Source organism: Janthinobacterium sp. UMAB-56 (genome assembly GCF_900095265.1).
Taxonomy (GTDB): Bacteria; Pseudomonadota; Gammaproteobacteria; order Burkholderiales; family Burkholderiaceae_D; genus Janthinobacterium.
In genome coordinates this window covers 19,549-36,387 of the sequence record NZ_LT607668.1, presented here as the reverse complement: position 1 = coordinate 36,387, position 16,839 = coordinate 19,549, and the positions used below count along the sequence as shown (strand labels likewise).

Annotated in this window: 15 protein-coding genes; 7 read left to right on the top strand and 8 right to left on the bottom strand. The window is 64.4% G+C overall.

Going from position 1 to position 16,839, the window contains the following annotated elements; genetic code table 11:
* Positions 1-66: 66 nt before the first annotated feature.
* Positions 67-789 (top strand): MgtC/SapB family protein, encoded by a 723-nt coding sequence (locus K0F85_RS23670; protein ID WP_374198801.1) that lies wholly within the window; start codon positions 67-69, stop codon positions 787-789.
* The gene (locus K0F85_RS23665; protein WP_219118360.1) at positions 789-1,118 is read left to right on the top strand and encodes a hypothetical protein; all 330 of its coding nucleotides are present in this window, start codon (positions 789-791) and stop codon (positions 1,116-1,118) included. Before K0F85_RS23670 ends, K0F85_RS23665 begins: the two co-directional genes overlap by 1 nt.
* On the opposite strand, the gene K0F85_RS23660 is transcribed toward K0F85_RS23665, so the two are convergent.
* Complete coding sequence (locus K0F85_RS23660; protein ID WP_219118359.1) at positions 1,093-2,490, bottom strand: cell wall metabolism sensor histidine kinase WalK; 1,398 nt, start codon at positions 2,488-2,490, stop codon at positions 1,093-1,095. The genes K0F85_RS23665 and K0F85_RS23660 overlap by 26 nt on opposite strands.
* The gene (locus K0F85_RS23655) at positions 2,483-3,163 is read right to left on the bottom strand and encodes a response regulator transcription factor (protein WP_219118358.1); all 681 of its coding nucleotides are present in this window, start codon (positions 3,161-3,163) and stop codon (positions 2,483-2,485) included. Before K0F85_RS23655 ends, K0F85_RS23660 begins: the two co-directional genes overlap by 8 nt.
* A gap of 238 nt (positions 3,164-3,401) precedes the next feature.
* Here K0F85_RS23655 and K0F85_RS23650 point away from each other — a divergent pair, with 238 nt between their 5' ends.
* Genes K0F85_RS23650 through K0F85_RS23640 form a run of 3 tightly spaced genes read left to right on the top strand, consistent with a single transcriptional unit; the run spans position 3,402 to position 8,887 of the window.
* Positions 3,402-4,526: an efflux RND transporter periplasmic adaptor subunit gene (locus tag K0F85_RS23650; RefSeq protein WP_219118357.1), complete on the top strand. Its 1,125-nt coding sequence runs from the start codon at positions 3,402-3,404 to the stop codon at positions 4,524-4,526.
* Complete coding sequence (locus tag K0F85_RS23645) at positions 4,519-7,623, top strand: efflux RND transporter permease subunit (RefSeq protein WP_219118356.1); 3,105 nt, start codon at positions 4,519-4,521, stop codon at positions 7,621-7,623. The genes K0F85_RS23650 and K0F85_RS23645 overlap by 8 nt, the downstream gene beginning before the upstream one ends.
* A complete protein-coding gene (locus K0F85_RS23640) occupies positions 7,610-8,887 on the top strand; it encodes a TolC family protein (RefSeq protein ID WP_219118355.1) in 1,278 nt (425 codons plus the stop codon). The genes K0F85_RS23645 and K0F85_RS23640 overlap by 14 nt, the downstream gene beginning before the upstream one ends.
* Before the next feature lie 66 nt (positions 8,888-8,953).
* Here the strand turns inward: K0F85_RS23640 and K0F85_RS23635 are convergent, their stop codons facing one another.
* From K0F85_RS23635 to K0F85_RS23610, 6 genes are all read right to left on the bottom strand, one after another.
* Positions 8,954-9,160 (bottom strand): hypothetical protein, encoded by a 207-nt coding sequence (locus K0F85_RS23635; protein WP_102296696.1) that lies wholly within the window; start codon positions 9,158-9,160, stop codon positions 8,954-8,956.
* Positions 9,161-9,240: 80 nt separating this feature from the next.
* On the bottom strand, positions 9,241-10,158 hold the full coding sequence (gene xerD / locus K0F85_RS23630) for a site-specific tyrosine recombinase XerD (RefSeq protein WP_374198798.1): 918 nt from the start codon (positions 10,156-10,158) through the stop codon (positions 9,241-9,243).
* Positions 10,155-10,655 carry a methylated-DNA--[protein]-cysteine S-methyltransferase gene (locus K0F85_RS23625; protein ID WP_219118354.1) on the bottom strand — a complete coding sequence of 167 codons (501 nt, stop codon included), beginning with the start codon at positions 10,653-10,655 and terminating at the stop codon, positions 10,155-10,157. The genes xerD and K0F85_RS23625 overlap by 4 nt, the downstream gene beginning before the upstream one ends.
* Before the next feature lie 425 nt (positions 10,656-11,080).
* Positions 11,081-12,361: a TRAP transporter large permease gene (locus K0F85_RS23620; protein ID WP_219118353.1), complete on the bottom strand. Its 1,281-nt coding sequence runs from the start codon at positions 12,359-12,361 to the stop codon at positions 11,081-11,083.
* Entirely contained in the window at positions 12,358-12,930 is a 573-nt protein-coding gene (locus K0F85_RS23615; RefSeq protein WP_219118352.1) for a TRAP transporter small permease, read from the bottom strand. The genes K0F85_RS23620 and K0F85_RS23615 overlap by 4 nt, the downstream gene beginning before the upstream one ends.
* A gap of 116 nt (positions 12,931-13,046) precedes the next feature.
* Positions 13,047-14,039, bottom strand: coding sequence for a TRAP transporter substrate-binding protein (locus K0F85_RS23610; RefSeq protein ID WP_374198803.1), 993 nt, complete (start codon positions 14,037-14,039; stop codon positions 13,047-13,049).
* Between the two features lie 137 nt (positions 14,040-14,176).
* Between K0F85_RS23610 and K0F85_RS23605 the strand changes: the two genes are divergently transcribed.
* The gene (locus K0F85_RS23605; protein ID WP_257638142.1) at positions 14,177-16,210 is read left to right on the top strand and encodes a PAS domain S-box protein; all 2,034 of its coding nucleotides are present in this window, start codon (positions 14,177-14,179) and stop codon (positions 16,208-16,210) included.
* Between the two features lie 18 nt (positions 16,211-16,228).
* Positions 16,229-16,813, top strand: a complete 585-nt coding sequence (locus K0F85_RS23600) for a response regulator transcription factor (protein ID WP_034780029.1) — start codon at positions 16,229-16,231, stop codon at positions 16,811-16,813.
* Positions 16,814-16,839 lie beyond the last annotated feature (26 nt).

Genomic DNA, 16,839 nt, shown 5'->3' with positions numbered 1-16,839 from the left:
CCCCCTTTGGGGGCGACCCGTCGTCGCCCTTGCACTCGCCTGTTCCTCCCAAGCCGGGAGAAACTGATGGTGGTATTTGACTTTGCGCTGCGCGTTGCCGCAGCCTTGACCCTGGGCGCCATGATCGGCGCCGAACGCCAGCTGCGCCAGCGCATGGCGGGCCTGCGCACGAACGCGCTGGTGTCCGTCGGCGCCTCGCTGTTCGTGATGGTTTCCGTGCTCGAGGGCGATAGCGCCGGCCATATGCGCATCGCCGCGCAGGTGGTATCGGGCATCGGTTTTCTTGGCGCCGGCGTCATCATGCGCGAAGGCATGACGGTGCGCGGCCTGAACACGGCCGCCACCCTGTGGTGCTCGGCCGCCATCGGCATATTGTGCGGCCTGGGCTTTGCGCTGGAAGCGGCCATCGGCACGTGCTTCGTGCTGGTCGCCAATCTGGTGCTGCGCCACCTGGCGCAGCGCATCAACGCCCACGGCAGCGATGCGGGCATCGAGACGGAAAGCATCTACCGCGTCACGGCCGTGTGCGAGGCGGAACAGGAAGTCCAGGTGCGCAAGCTGATGCTGCGCATGATCAGCGACATGCCGGCGCTGATGCTGCAATCCTTGCACAGCGAGGATGCCGCGCAGGCCGGGCGCATCGAAGTGCGGGCCGACCTGCTCACGCCCCTGTCCAGCCTGGGATTGCTGGAACAGATCGTCAGCCAGGTCAGCCTGGAAGGCAGCGTCTCGGCCGTGCGCTGGGCGCTGGTGAATAACGCGGAATTTGTCGCCGAGCGGGGAGTCTGATGATGAAAAAATGGATGCTGTGGTTCGTGCAACGGGGGCCGTCCGTCGCCACCTACCGCCTGACCGTTACCTGCGCCGCAGGGCAAGCCGATCACGTCGTGCGCTTGCTGCTGGCCGAACTCAAGGGCGCGGGCCTGGCGCCGTCGCAGGTGCTGCGCAACTGGGACGAGGCCAGGCAGCTGGTGCAGCTGATCGCCACGGTGCTGTGCCAGGCCGTGCAGCGCGCCGTGCTGGTGCGCTTCGTCAACCGCGCAGGCGCCTGGCCGCAGGTGCGCCAGGTGCGCTGGGAAGGCGTGGCTCCCCTCAGCTTGAAGCGGGCAAACGCATGAGGAACAGCGCGCCGCCTTGCGGGCGGTTGCGCGCCTCGATGCGCCCGCCATACGCGTGCACGATGGCTTGCGACAGGGCCAGGCCCAGGCCGAAGCCGGGCGCCTCGCCAGCGCGCGCCTGGGCGCCCCGGTAAAAACGCTCGAACAGATGCGGCAAATCTTCCACGCCGATGCCCGGCCCTGCGTCCGCCACGCCCACCAGCGCATGTTCGCCCTCGCGCACCACGTGCACGCTGATGACGCCGCCCGGCGGCGAAAACTTCACGGCGTTATCCAGCAGATTGGCCAGCACCAGGTCCACGGGCCCCGGCGCCACCCGCGCGTGCACGGGCGCGCCAGCATCGACGACGATGCGGATGCCGCGCTGCGCTGCCGCTTTTTCCAGACGCTGCGCGGCCGCCCGCACGAGCGGATTGAGCGCGATGGTTTCCACGGCATTGCGCTCCTGGCCGACATCCAGGCGCGTCAGCATCAAGAGTTCTTCCACCAGTGTCGTCAGGCGTTGCACTTCATCGAGGCAGGACGCCAGCGCATCGACATATTCGGCCGCCTCGCGCGGCCGGCGCAGGGTGATTTCAATTTCCGTGCGCAGGCGCGACAGGGGCGAGCGCAATTCGTGCGAAGCATCGGCCGTGAAGCGCCGCTGTGCATCGTAGCCGTGCTCCAGCCGGTCCAGCATGGCGTTCAGGGTATCGACCAGGCGGCCGATCTCGTCGCGCGTGCCGGGATGGGGCAGGCGCTGGTGCAGGCTGGCTTCGCCGATCGAATGCGCCTGGCGCACCACGTCGTCGATGGCACCCAGCACGCGGCGCGTGAGCATTTCGCCGGCCAGCCCAACGGCCGCCAGCAAGGCCAGCGCCATGGCGCCAAACAGCACGGTGGCCGCGGCCAGCACGTGATTGGCATCGTCGAGCGAACCGGCCACCTGCACCGCCAGGCGCGCGCCGGATGCGGGCACGGGCAGGGAGACCATGCGCAGCGGTTCTTCGCCAAACTTGGGCAGGGTTTCGAAGACAGTGTCGCCGGCCGCCAGGCGCGCCAGCAGGGCGGGAGGCACCGGCAGCTGCGCCGCCTCCAGGTTGCGGCTGCGCGCCAGCACACGGCCTTCGCCATCGATGATCTGCACCAGGCGGTCCAGGCGCGTCAACGACGGCGGCGCCAGGCCCGACGCCACCTCGTGCACTTGCACGGGCTGGCGCGGGGCGGCCGGCAGCATGGCCATTTCCGTTTCGGCCAGCGCCAGCAGGGCCGCATCGAGCTGGCCATGCACGGCGCGCGACAGGCCCCAGTAGCCGGCCAGCGCCGTGCAGGCCACGATGGCGAGGATGACGGCCAGGTGCACCAGCAGCAGGCGTTTGCGAAAGCTAGCCACCGTTGTTTTCCGCCAGGCGAAAGCCGCGTCCGCGCACCGTGTGTATCAATGGCGGCAAGCCCGGCGCATCGACCTTGCCCCGCAGGTTGCGCACGTGGACATCGATCAGGTTATCGATGCCGATCAGGTCCGCCTGCCAGATCTGCTCGGTCAGGCGCGCGCGGCTGACCACCTCGCCCGCCTGGCGCAGCAGGATCAATAGAATCGCATATTCCTTGGGCGTGAGCACCAGCGGCGCGCCGGCGCGTGTCGCCTGGTGGCTGACGGGATCGAGCGTCAAATCGGCCAGCGACAGCACCAGCGGGCGGCTGATATCGGAGCGGCGCAGCAGCGCGCGGATGCGCGCCAGCAGCTCCTCGAATTCGAACGGTTTGGTCAGATAATCGTCGGCGCCCGTGTTCAGGCCCGCCACCCGGTCGGCCGTGGCGTCGCGCGCGGTCAGCATCAGCACGGGGGTCTGGATGCCACGTGCGCGCAAGTCGCGGCAAAAATCGATGCCCTGCTTGCCCGGCAACATCCAGTCCAGCACGATCACGTCGTAATCGACGGCGTAGCTTTCGTCCTCGCCCTCTTCCGCGCTGTGCACCACGTCGACGACAAAGCCTTCTTCCTGCAAGCCACGGGCCAGCAGGCGCGCCGCCTTGCGGTCGTCTTCCACCAGAAGAATTCTCATGCCTGCCTTTCCCATTGCGCTGCGGCTTTTCCGCATTTCCTATGCTGGCATTTTACCGTGCCGCAGCGTGCGCGCACGGAATCTGAAGAATGATTCAGGCATTCTTGGGCACTTCTTCAGGACCACATTGCTATGCTTTCCCTGCGCTGTCAACACACGGCCCGCGCCCCCCCTGACCGCCCGCCTGGGCATGGCATCCACGCATGCCCCATCACCATCAATAACAAGGAAACACCGGATGAACATGACCACCCGCAACGCCCTGGGCGCCAGCTGCGCGCTCGCTCTCGCCTGCTCGGCCCTGGCCGGCTGCGCCAAACCGACGCCAGCGGCCATACCGCGGCCCCAAGCGATGCATCTGGAAGACGGCAGTATCGCCGTCGACAGGATGTCGCCGCTGCACCAGCGCCTGCAGATTGCGCCCGTCCAGGAACAGGACGTCGCCACGCAGACCGAGGCGCCGGGCAGCATTGTCGCCATGCCGGAAAAACTGGTGAAAATCACGCCGCCCCTGGCTGGCCGCATCACGCGGATACAGCGCGCCCTGGGCGACAGCGTGAAGGCGGGCGAGCCGCTGTTCACCCTCGATTCGGCAGAATTGAGTGCCGCCCACGCGGACGACAGCAAGGCGAAAGCCGCCCTGCTGCAGGCGCGCCAGGAACTGAAGCGTCAGAAAACCCTGTTCGAAGCGGAGATCGCCGCGCGCAAGGAGTACGAAGCGGCCCAGGCAGCCTTTGCGCAGGCCCGCAGCGACGCCCAGGCCAGCGCCGACAAGCTGGCCCAGTACGGCGCCGGCGCGCGCGGTTCGCGCCGCGATTATGTACTGCGCTCGCCGATTTCCGGCACCGTGATCGCCATGGAAGGCGCTCAGGGCGGCTACTGGAACGATATCAACGCCGCCGTCATGACGGTGGCAGACCTGACCACCGTATGGCTGGCGGCCAACGTGGCCGAAAGGGACCTGGCGCTGGCGAGCGTGGGCCAGACGGCCCGCATCAGCGTCGATGCCTGGCCCGGAAAAAGCTTCGAAGGCAAGGTCGCGTATGTGGGTGCCGTGCTCGATCCCGAGACGCGCACGGTGCAAGTGCGCGTGGCCATCGAAAACCGCGCCGGCAGCTTCAAGCCCGGCATGTTCGCCCACGCAGTTTTTTCCGGCGCCAGCCGCCGCGCCCTGCTGGTGCCCGCGTCAGCGCTGCTGCAAAGCGGGCCATCGACGCGCGTGATGGTGGAGCGCAGCCCGCTGGTATTCACGCCGCGCACGGTGGAAGTGGGCGCCAGCCATGGCGGACAGGTGGAAATCATCTCGGGCTTGCGCGCGGGCGAACGCATCGTCGTCAAGGAAGGAGTGCTGCTCAATGATTGACCGTTTCATCGCCACCTGCTGCCAGCGGCGCGGCATCGTCTGGCTGGTACTGCTGTTCGTCGCCGCCTATGGCGTCTACTGCTGGAAGCAGCTGCCCATCGAAGCCTATCCCGACATCGCCGATGTCACCTCGCAAATCGTCACGCAGGTGCCGGGCCTGGGCGCCGAGGAAATCGAGCAGCAGATCACGATACCGTTGGAGCGCGCCCTGCTGGGTACACCGGGCATGCACGTGCTGCGCACGCGCAGCCTGTTCGCGCTGTCGCTGATCACGGTGGTGTTCGAGGATGGCAGCGACGGCTACTTCACGCGCGAGCGGCTGCAGGAGCGCCTCGCCAGCGTGAACCTGCCCTACGACGCCAAGCCGGGACTCGACCCTTACACCTCGCCGACGGGCGAGATCTACCGCTACACGCTGGAATCGAAGACGCGCTCCTTGCGCGAACTGTCCGAGCTGCAGTTCTGGACCGTGATCCCGCGCCTGCAACAGGTGCGCGGCGTGGCCGATGTGAGCAATTTCGGCGGCCTGACGACGCAGTTCATGCTCGAACTCGACCCCGCAAAACTGGACAGCTACGGCTTCTCGCTGGCGCAGGTCAAGGATGCCATCAACGCCAACAACATCAGCGGCGGCGGCAGCGTCATCGACCGTGGCCAGCAATCGTACGTGGTGCGCGGCGTGGGCTTGCTGCACTCGCTGGGCGACATGGGCAATGTCGTCGTCAACAGCAGGGACGGCGTGCCCGTGCTGGTGAAGGACCTGGGCAAGCTCGATTACGGCAACGTGGAGCGGCGCGGCATCCTCGGCAAGGACGACAACCCCGACACCATCGAAGGCATCACCCTGTTGCTGAAAGATTTCAATCCGTCCGAAGCGCTGGCGGGCATCCATGCGGCCGTGGACGATTTGAACAACAAGCTGTTGCCGAAGGACGTAAAGGTCGTGCCTTACCTGGACCGCAGCTCGCTGATCGACGCTACCCTGCACACGGTCAGTTATACCTTGGGCGAAGGCATGTTGCTGGTCGCCCTGGTGCTGCTGCTGTTCCTGGGCAGCCCGCGCGCGGCCGCCATCGTCGCGCTGACGATCCCGCTGGCACTGCTGATCGCCTTCATCTTCATGCATCACTTTAAAATCCCCGCCAACTTGCTGTCCCTGGGGGCGATCGACTTCGGCATCCTCGTCGACGGCTCCGTGGTGGTGCTGGAAAACATGCTGCGCCGACGCGAACGGGAACAGGAGCGCCCCCTTACCCTGCAGGACGCCATAGCGTCGACGCTGCAGGTAGCGCGCCCCATCATGTTCGGCATGGCCGTCATCATCGCCGCCTACCTGCCCCTGTTCGCCTTCCAGCGCATCGAGTACAAGCTGTTTTCTCCCATGGCCTATGCGGTGGGCGCGGCATTGGTGGGCGCGCTGGTGGTGGCGCTGGTGCTGATCCCCGGCCTGGCCTGGCTGGCCCTGCGCAAGCCGCGCCGCAGCTACCCTAACCGCGCGCTGGAACAGCTGGCGGCTGCGTACGGGCGCTGCCTCGAGCGCTTGGTGGGCCGCAAGCGCTGGGTAGCGATGGTGTGCGCCGCCTCTCTGGCCGGCCTGGCCCTGCTGGGCGGGGGCATCGGACGCGACTTCCTGCCCTATCTCGATGAAGGTTCCCTGTGGCTGCAAGTGCAGATGCCGCCCGGCATCACGCTGGACAAGGCATCCGAAATGGCCAGCGAACTGCGCCGCGCCGCACTGGAGTTCCCCGAAGTGTCGAGCATCGTCACGCAGACGGGGCGCAACGACGATGGCACCGATTACTGGACGCCGTCGCATATCGAAGCGAGCGTCGGCCTGCATCCGTACAAGAGCTGGAAGTCGGGTCTGAGCAAGCAGCAGCTGATCGCGAAAATGAACGAACGCTTCGCCCGCATGCCCGCAATGACGGTGGCTTTCATGCAGCCGATGATCGATGGCGTGCAGGATAAATTGTCGGGCGCGCACAGCGACCTGACGGTGAAAATCTTCGGCAATGATCTCGATGAAGTGCGCCGTATCGCCGGCAAGGTGGCAAATGTCCTGAAGACCATCCACGGCGCTTCCGACGTGGCGGTGGACGTGGAGCCGCCGCTGCCCAACCTGAAGGTGGAACTGGACCGCGCGAAGGCAGCCCGCTACGGCATCAACGCGGCCGACGTGGCCGACCTGATTTCTACCGGCATCGGCGGCGCGCCCATCGGCCAGGTGTATGTGGGCGAAAAAAGCTACGACATCGCCGTGCGCTTCCCGCCCGCCACGCGCTCCAGCCCGGACGCCATCGCCAACTTGAAACTCACGGCAGCCAATGGCGCCAAGGTGCCGCTGGCGCAGGTGGCAAGCATCAGCACCACCTCGGGCGAGAGTGTGATCGTGCGTGAAATGGGGCGGCGCCACATTATCGTACGCCTGAATGCCCGTGGGCGCGACCTGGCCGGCTTCCTGGCCGAAGCGCGACCGCTGGTGGCGCAAGCCGTGGCCAACGAGCACCAGCGCATCAGTGTCGAATGGGGCGGCCAGTTCGAAAACCTGCAGCGCGCGCAAAGCCGCTTGGCCCTGATCCTGCCGATGACCCTGGGGGCCATGTTTCTGCTGCTGTTTGGCCAGTTCCGCAACCTGCGCCAGCCCGCCCTGGTCTTGCTGGCCGTGCCGCTGGCGATGCTGGGCGGCCTGGCCGCGCTGCACCTGCGCGGCATGACCTTGAATGTTTCGAGCGCCGTGGGCTTCATCGCCCTGTTCGGCGTGGCCGTCCTGAATGCCGTCCTGATGCTGGCGCAGATCAACCGCTTGCGCACCGATGAAGGCCGCAGCCTGCGCGAGGCCGTGCTGGAAGGCGCGCGCGACCGCATGCGCCCCGTGCTGATGACCGCCACCGTTGCCGCAGTGGGCATGACGCCGGCCATGCTGGCAACGGGCCTGGGCAGCGACGTGCAGCGCCCGCTGGCCACCGTGGTGGTGGGCGGCCTGCTGACAGCGACGGCGCTCACCCTGCTGCTGTTGCCGGCCCTGTACTACCTGATCGAGGCGTATGTCTCAGCACGCCAGACGCCAACCGAGGAAGAGACCTATGACACGCTTTAATTGCATCCTGGCGGCCTGCCTGTTGGCCCCTTGCGCCACCGCCGCCCCTTTGACCTTCGATGCCTATCTGGCCGCCGTGGAAAAAAATAGCCTGGAACTGCAGGCGCAGCAGGAGAGCATCACCTCGGCCAAGGCCGGCATCGGCATCGCCGGCCTGCGTCCCGACCCCGAGTTCACCCTGGGTGCCACGCGCGAAACCGTGCGTAGCGCCGGGCACCGTCCCATCACCTGGAACCCGGCCATCAGCATGGCCATCGAGACGGGCGGCAAGCGCGCCGCGCGCTTAAAGGCGGCGCACAGCAATGTCGCGCTGGCCGAGGAAACGGTGGCCGGCTTCAGGAGCGAGCTGTATGGGAATGCCGCCGCCGCGTTCACGGACGCGTGCCGCACGCGCGAGGTCTTGGCCCGCAGGGAGCTGACCATGGCGGCCCTGTCGAAAGTGGTGGAAGCAAACGCCGTGCGGCGCAAGGCGGGCGACGTGGGCGGCATCGAACTGCTGCAGTCGCGCGTGGAACGCGACCAGTTCCAGGCCGAACTGGCGCAGGCGCGCAGTGAGGCCGACAGCGCCATGCTGGCCCTGTCGCCGCCGCTGGGGCGCCAGTTCGACACGCTGTTTCCAGACGCGCAGCTGGCCTGCGACTTCGCCGCGTACGAGAACAAGGATGCCAGGGTGCTGGTGGCGCAGGCGCTCGACGCGCGCAGCGACGTGCGCATCGCTCGCGCCACCTTGGACAATCTGCGCGATGGCGCCGCGCTGGTGCGCGCCAACCGCGCAGTCGACCCGACCGTCACGCTGGGCCTGGCCGCCGCGCGCGGCTACCATGACGGCATCGACGCCAGCGGCAATCGCGTCGATGAGTCACCCCGCTCGCGCGCATTGAGCCTGTCGCTGGCCATCCCCATTCCCCTGTCGCGGCGCGACAAGGGCGACGTGGTGCAGGCGGCGGCGGGCGTCACGCAAGCGATGCTGGCCTTGCGCCAGGCGGAACTGCAAGTGGAAACGCAGGTGCGCACGGCGCAGCGGCAGCTGCGTGCGGCGCAGGACAGGCTGGCGCGCTACCGTGACGGCGTGCTGGTCGATACGCAAAAGGTGGTCGATGGCATACGCCTGTCTTACTTTAGCGGCAATGCGTCTCTGCTGGAATGGCTGGCGGCGCAGCGTTCGGCCGATGAGGCTTACCAGGCATATGTGCAGGCGCGCGCCGATGCGGCCATCGCCAGCACGCAGCTGCAACTGGCGCTCGGCCAGCGGCCAAGCTTATAGCGGGGGAAGGATAGCGCGAAGCGGGGCCGGCGCGGCTGTGCCGCACCGGCCATCGGGAACGGGGAATTACTGCGGCTGGGCGGGCGCGTCGCCTTCGGCGGCCGGATCAGCGTCAACGTCGGCGTCGTCCGCTTCCGGCTCATCGCCCTCGCTGCCATCGGCCGGCTTCGGATTGTTTTTCGCTTCCAGCTTGCGCCTGGCTTTTTCCTCGGCTTTCTTCTTCTTTTCCAGCTCTTTTTGCCGTTTTTCGTATTGGAAATTTGTCTTGGCCATTTACTACCTCTTTAGTTTTTAGATGTTACAGATAAGCACATAAGGCACATTATGACGTAATTGGACCAAACACCAAATGTTTAGCCGCGCGGATGATGCTGCGCATGCAGCAGTTTCAGCCGTTCGCGCGCCACATGCGTGTAAATCTGCGTGGTGGAAATATCGGAGTGTCCCAGTAACAATTGCACAACACGCAAGTCCGCGCCATGGTTCAGCAAATGGGTGGCGAACGCGTGGCGCAGGGTATGCGGCGACAGCGGCGCCGTGATGCCGGCGTTCAGCGCATGTTTCTTGATAATGACCCAGAACATTTGCCGGGTCATGGCGCCCCCGCGCCGCGTGACAAACAGCGCATCGTCCATCTGGCCATCGAGGATGACGCCGCGCGCCTCTTTCAGGTAGCGCTCGATCCACAGCCGCGCCTGCTCGCCGAACGGCACCAGCCGCGTCTTGCTACCCTTGCCCGTGATGCGCAGCACGCCATCGTTGAGGCTCAGCTCCACGGATTTCAAGTCCACCAGTTCCGACACGCGCAAGCCGCTCGCATACATGAGCTCGAGCATGGTGCGCTCGCGCAAGCCCAGCGGCGTGCTCACGTCGGGCGCCGCCAGCAGCGCTTCCACCTGCGCCTCGCTCAAGGTATGCACGAAGCGCGCAGGCTGCTTGGCCGACACCATCTTCAGGCAGGGATCAACCGCAATATGCTTCTGCCGCAGGGCCAGCTGGTAAAAACGCTTGAGCACGGACAGGCGCCGGTTCGACGACGTGGCCTTGCTCTCGTCGTGGCGGGCGGCGAAATACGCTTCGATGTCGGCCGTGGACACCTCGTACAGGCCCTCGCGGCCGGGCCGCGCCACTTCCAGCCAGCGCGAAAACAGCCGCATGTCGCGCCGGTAGGCGTCCAGCGAGTTTTTCGACAGGCCGTCTTCCAGCCACAGGCTGTCGCAGAATTCATCGATCAGGGTGGCATTATCCGGCGCCAGCAGGCTGTTCATCATAGGTAAGCCGCCACGCCTTCATGCGCCAGCAGCCAGCGCTTCACGCCCAGGTGGAATCCCGTCGCATCGTCGTGATGGGCAAAGCCGCCCAGGCCGCCGGCGGCCGTAACCCGGTGGCATGGTATGAGCACGGGAAACCAGTTGGCGCCGCAAGCCTGGCCCACGGCGCGCGGCGCCGAGCCGATCAGGCGCGCCACATCGCCATACGTGCGTACCTGGCCGCGCGGAATGCCGGCGATCGCCGTCCATACCCGTTGCTGGTAGGCGCTGCCCGAGGCGGCCAGCGGCAGGTCAAAGACATAATCGGGGTCGAGAAAATAGCGCGCCAGCTGCTGGCATACCCGCTCGGAGACGGCATCCTGCGGCGCCTTCTCGTCGAAGTGCTGCGGCAGGTAGACCAGTTCGCATACCTGGCCATCCTGCGTACGCGCGCCCATGGCGCCAAACGGCGCGGCCACGATGGCACTGAACAGTTCACTGCCCTGTTGTTTTTTCATCTGCTGATCATTATTCAAGTGTGGCAAATATACAACCCGCAGGCGCACATCGCTGCGCCCTGGCGATTATGCACCGTCTTTGGGCAAGTGGGCGGACGTTTCCCGGGCACGAAAAAAAAGCGCACCAGTCGGTGCGCTTCAAATATTGCTTCACGTTCCCGGTCGTTTGGGTCCGCCGGTGCCGGCTTGTGGCCGCAGACAGCTATGACTCAACAACTTCTGTGAAACGTGTGTCTCCTCAATATATCCCCGGTATCAATACCGTTTTTATAGACCACTCCCCCACTAACTTAGTTACCAATTCTGTATTTCAGCCTTGCTACCGGAGCGTATAAGCAACTACGTGTTTCCCCTTAAGGCTGCCCATCATAGCGCATTTATTCGGCAGGATCGACTTTTTTTGCACCATGACGGGGACAACTGTTTTAGTTGTAAATTAAATTTGGCAGCCACAGCGAGATTTGTGGTACGTAGGTAATCAAGCCCAGGAAGGCCAGCATCGTCAGCAGCCATGGCATCACGGCCACGGTCAATTCGGAAATGCCCATCTTGGTAATGCCGGACGCCACATACAGGTTCAGCCCCACAGGCGGATGGCACATGCCCACCTCCATGTTGACGACGATCAAGATGCCGAAGTGCACAGGGTCGATGCCCAGCTTCATGGCCACGGGGAACAGGATGGGCGCCATGATCAGCACGATCGACGACGGTTCCATGACGTTACCAGCCACCAACAGCAGCACATTGACCACCAGCAGGAAGCTGATCACGCCCAGGCCCTTGCCCGTGATCCACTCGGCCATCGCTTGCGGGATGTTTTCACTGGTCATCAGGAACGAGAACAGCACGGCGTTGGTGATGATATACAACAGCATCGCCGACATGGCGGCCGAATCGAGCAAGACCTTGCCCACTTGCTTGATCTTCAAGTCCTTGTAGACGAAGACGGCGATGACGAAGGCATACACGGCAGCCATGGCGGCCGCTTCCGTCGGCGTGAACGCACCCGAATAGATACCGCCCATGACGATGACGATCAGCAGCAAGCCCCAGGCGCTCTTCTTGAATGTCACGAAGCGCTCGCCCCAGCTGGCCTTTTTCATGCGTGGATAGTTATTCTTGCGCGCCAAGAACCAGGTGGTCAGGCCCAGCAGCATGGCCAGCATCATGCCGGGAATCACGCCCGCCATGAACAGCTTGCCCACGGAGGTGTTGGTGCTGACGGAATACATCACCATCACGATCGACGGTGGTATCAAGATGCCCAGCGCACCCGAGGTGGTGATGACGCCAGCGCCGAAGCCGCGCGGATAGCCCTGCTTGACCATGGCCGGCAGGATGATGGAACCGATCGCTACCACGGTGGCGGGGCTGGAGCCGGAGACGGCGGCAAACAGCGCGCACGCCATCACGCCGGCCAGCGCCAGGCCGCCATGCCAGTGGCCCACCATGGAGCTGGCGAAATTGATCATGCGCCGCGCCACCCCGCCATGCGTGAGGAAGTTGCCCGCCAAAATAAAGAACGGGATGGCCATGATCTCGAACTTCTCGATACCCGTGAAGATCTTCAAGGCCACCGATTCGATGGGCACGCTGGTCATGGTGAACAGGAAGGTGAGCACCGTCAGGCCCAGCGAGATGGAAATCGGCATGCCGGTCAGCATCAACCCCAGCAGCAAAACAAATATGATCAGCGCGTTCATGCCTTGGCTCCTTTTTCTTCAGCCGTCAGTTCTTCTTCCAGGCCCTCGACATGCGAATGGTCGTGTTTCGGCAAGGTACCCGTCTTGATGAAATGCACCATGACTTGCAGGAAGCGGAAGCACATCAGGTAAGAACCGAGCGGCACGGCCAGGTACACCAGCCACATGGGGATTTCCATGTCGGCCGAAGTCTGGTCCGTGTGGCCGATCGACCACACGAAACTGGCGCCCAGGGTCCCGACGATGCCCGTAAACAGGGCGCCGGCGGCCAGGCCGAAGACGATGAAACGGTCGCGCCAGCGGGGATTCATGCGGTTGATCAGCACATCGACGCCCACGTGGATGCCCGTGCGCACGCCGTACGCGGCGCCGAACTTGGCCATCCAGACGAACATGTAGATGCACAGTTCCTGGGCCCAGCTGGTATTGATTTGTATCAGGTAGTCTTGCAGCCCCGGTATCGGCAAGCCGGACAGGTAGCGGTGCACGACCGCGACGAAAATGATGACGGTGGCGGCGCCCATCAGGGACGCGATCAGCCACTCTTCCAGGTGATCCAGAAATTTCATGGTGGACTTTCAAAGAATGCGGGGACGCCAGCACCCGCGCAGGACGCGCAGGCGCTGTTGCTACAGAGAGACAGGGATGTCCCTGAACGCCGCACCAGGCGGCGCGGCGGCGCTGTTTACTTCGCGCTTTCCTTGTTGATGGCCGAGATCAGATCCTTGCCGATGCGCCCCTCCATGGCTTTCTGCACGGGCGCCAGGGCCTTGCGCCACTCGGCCTGTTCCTGCACCGTCAGCGTATAAATTTGCGTCTTGCCCGATTTCTTGATGGCGTCGAGGGCCTGGTCATTGTCGCGCTGGGCGATGGCTTTTTCAAACGTGGTCGCTTCGCGCATGGCTTTTTCCAGCTGTGCACGAATATCGGGTGGCAAGCCATCCCAGAACTTTTTGTTGACGATGACGGCGTAGCCCAGGTAACCGTGGTTGGAGACAGTCACGTGCTTTTGCACTTCATGCATCTTTTGCGTGTACATATTCGATGGCGGATTTTCCGTGCCGTCGACCACGCCCGTCTGCAGCGCCTGATACACTTCCGAGAAGGCCAGCACTTGCGGATTGGCGCCCAGCGCGCGCATCTGCGCGTCGAGTACCTTGGACGACTGGATGCGCATTTTCAGGCCCTTGAAGTCAGCCGGGCTGTGCAGCGGCTTGTTGGCCGACATCACCTTGAAGCCATTGTCCCAGTAGGCCAGGCCCGTGATACCCTTGGGTTCCAGTTTTTTCAGCAGGCTCTTGCCGATTTCGCCTTCGGTAACGTTGTACAGCGCCGTCTTGGTGGGGAAAATGTAGGGCAGGTCGAAGGCTTCGAATTCCTTCACGCCCAGCGGGCCGAACTTGGCCAGCGATGGCGCCAGCATCTGCACGGCGCCCAGCTGCAGCGCTTCGAGTTCTTCCTTGTCCTTGTAGAGCTGGCTGTTCGGGTACAGTTCGACCTTGACCTTGCCGTTCGTGGCTTTCTCGGCCAGTTGCTTGAAGCGCTCGGCGGCCTGGCCCTTCGGTGTGTCTGTCGCCACAACGTGGCTGAATTTGATGACGATGGGCGCTTGCGCGTAAGCGTGGACGCCGGCGGTGGCGCCAATGGCCGCGCACAGCGCGACGAACATGGTTTTCATCTGCATTTTTGTCTCCTGGATGGTTTTTGAAAAAAACTTTATTATTTGTCTACTTGGATATTGTTCCAAAGAAACCGCCACGGCTATTGTGGTTAACCACAATAGCCGGCTGCCGATAAGCCGCTACCCTGCCAGCCATGCCGACTCCCCCCACTCTTGCACGCCGCTTCAAGCTATCGAGCCCGATGCGCTGGCTGCTGCCCGTCATCCTGCTGCTGCTGTTCCTGTCCATCCTGCTCTGGCTGCCCTGGCAGGCGCGCCAGATGGAAAGCAACGAGCGCCAGGAACAGCTGATCGCCGACACTTTGTGGGTGGAGCAGACCATCCGTTTTCAACTGGCGCGCAACGAGGAAAGCCTGTTCAACCTGGGCATGGACATCGCCAGCGCCTCGCTGGGCGCGGAAAAAGTGCACGAACGGCTGCAGCAGATGTTGCGCAATGGCCGCGAACTGCAGCGCGTGCTGTGGCTCGACACCAGCGGCAAGGTGCTGGCCACCAGCGACAGCAGCCTGCCGCATGCCCTGTCGTTTTCGCCGGCTTCGCTGACGGCGGCCGACAATGCGCGCCGCCTGCACCGGGGCCAGTACGCCCAGCCGTCGCAGCAGACGGGCTTTCCCGACGCACCGCCGGGCGCCATGCTGATGGATTACCACCAGCCCCTGTTCGACGGCCAGCGCTATGTGGGCAGCCTGGTGGCCACCTACCAGATCAGCAGCCTGCTCGATGAAATGGTGCCGTGGTGGTTTGCCCAGGATAACCAGATTTCGCTGATCGACCGCGACGACAAGGTGCTGGCGCGGCGCGCCGCCGCCGGTCCCGGTCACGGCGTGTACACGCACAAACGCGCACTTGACGTGCCCGGCGCCACCATCACCCTGTTTACCGACAGCGTGAAAAGCCAGCCCAAGCTGCTGCCCAATTTGCTGGTCGGCTCCGTCATCGCCCTGTCGCTGGGTTTGCTGTGGAGTTTGCTGGCCCTGTGGCGGCATATTTCGCGCCGCCTGGTGGCCGAAGGCGCGCTGCGCCAGCAGATGCTGTTTCGCACGGCGATGGAAAACTCGCTGGTGACGGGCATGCGCGCGCGCGACCTGGAAGGGCGCGTCACCTATGTCAATCCCGCGTTCTGCCACATCGTCGGCTATCCGGCCGAGGAAATCCTGGGGCGTTTGCCGCCCATGCCCTACTGGGTGCCCGAGGCGCTGGAGGAATACCAGCAGCGCTTCGTCAAGGCCCTGGCCGGCAATCCCACGCCGCAGTTCGAAACCTATTTCCAGCGCCCCGATGGCACGCGCGTGCCCGTGCTGATCTTCGAAGCGCCGCTGGTGGACAAGAACGGCCAGCAGACGGGCTGGATGGGTTCCGTGCTCGATATCTCGGACCGCAAGCGGGTCGAGGAACTCAATCGCCAGCAGCAGGAAAAGCTGCAAACGAGTTCGCGCCTGGCCACCATGGGCGAACTGGCGTCGATGCTGGCGCATGAACTGAACCAGCCGCTGGCAGCCATCTCCAGCTACACCACGGGGGCGCTGAACCTGATCCGCCGCGCCATCGAGCATGGCGCCCCCGTCGATCCTGGCACCTTGAAGCCGGCGCTGGAACAGGCCGGCGCGCAGGCGCAGCGGGCCGGCCAGATCATCCGCAGCGTGCATGACTTCGTGCGCAAGAGCGAACCGCAGCGCCAGGATATCGCCATCCGCACCCTGATCGACGGCATCCGCGCCCTGATCGACCTGCAGGCGCGCAAATACTATGTCACCATCCAGGAAGAGCTGCCGCCAGACCTGCCGCTGCTGCGCGCCGACCCCGTGATGATCGAGCAAGTGCTGCTGAACCTGACGCGCAACGCCATCGAAGCCATGCAGGATGCGCCACCCGGACGGCGTATCATGCGCCTGCGGGCCAGCCACGATGCGCAGCAAGGCATGGTAACGGTGGATGTGATCGACCATGGCCACGGCATTGCGCAAGACGTGGCCGAGCGGCTGTTTTCGCCGTTTTTCTCGACCAAATCCGAAGGCATGGGCATGGGCCTGAACATCTGCCGCACCGCCATCGAATTTCACGGCGGCGCGCTGACTTTCAACGCCAACCCCGCTGGCGGTACTATCTTTACATTCAGTGTGCCGGCCGCGCCGCGCACCAAGCACCCAGCACCAAGCAATAACCAATAACGACGAGCCGGAGACACCATGCTACACATCATCGACGACGAAGAGGTCGTACGCGACTCCCTGTCCTGGCTGGCCGCCTCGCGCAGCATCGAGGCGCGCAACTACGCCAGCGCCCAGCAATTCCTCGATAGCCTGGACGGCAGCTTCGACGCCGCCGGCGACTGCGTGCTGCTCGACGTGCGGATGCCAGACATGAACGGCATCGCCCTGTTCGACCAGCTGGTCAAGCGCGACCTGACGGCGCGCCTGCCCGTGATTTTCCTCACCGGCCACGGCGACGTGCCGATGGCAGTCGACAGCCTGAAACGGGGCGCCTTCGATTTTTTTGAAAAGCCGTTCAACGACAACGACCTGATGGATCGCGTGCAGCAGGGCCTGGCCAACTCGCGCCAGGCGGGCGAGCTGGCCGCCGTGCACGCGCGCCTGGCCACCCTGTCGACGCGCGAACGCGAAGTGCTGGACCTGATTTTGGCGGGCAAGATGAACAAGGTGGTGGCCGACAAGCTGGGCATCAGCATGCGTACCGTGGAAGTGCACCGCGCGCATATCTTCGACAAGATGCAGGTCAAGACGGCGGTGGAGCTGGCGGGGTTGTTGAAGTAGGCTGAAATCGGGGGGCAGCCCCCCAA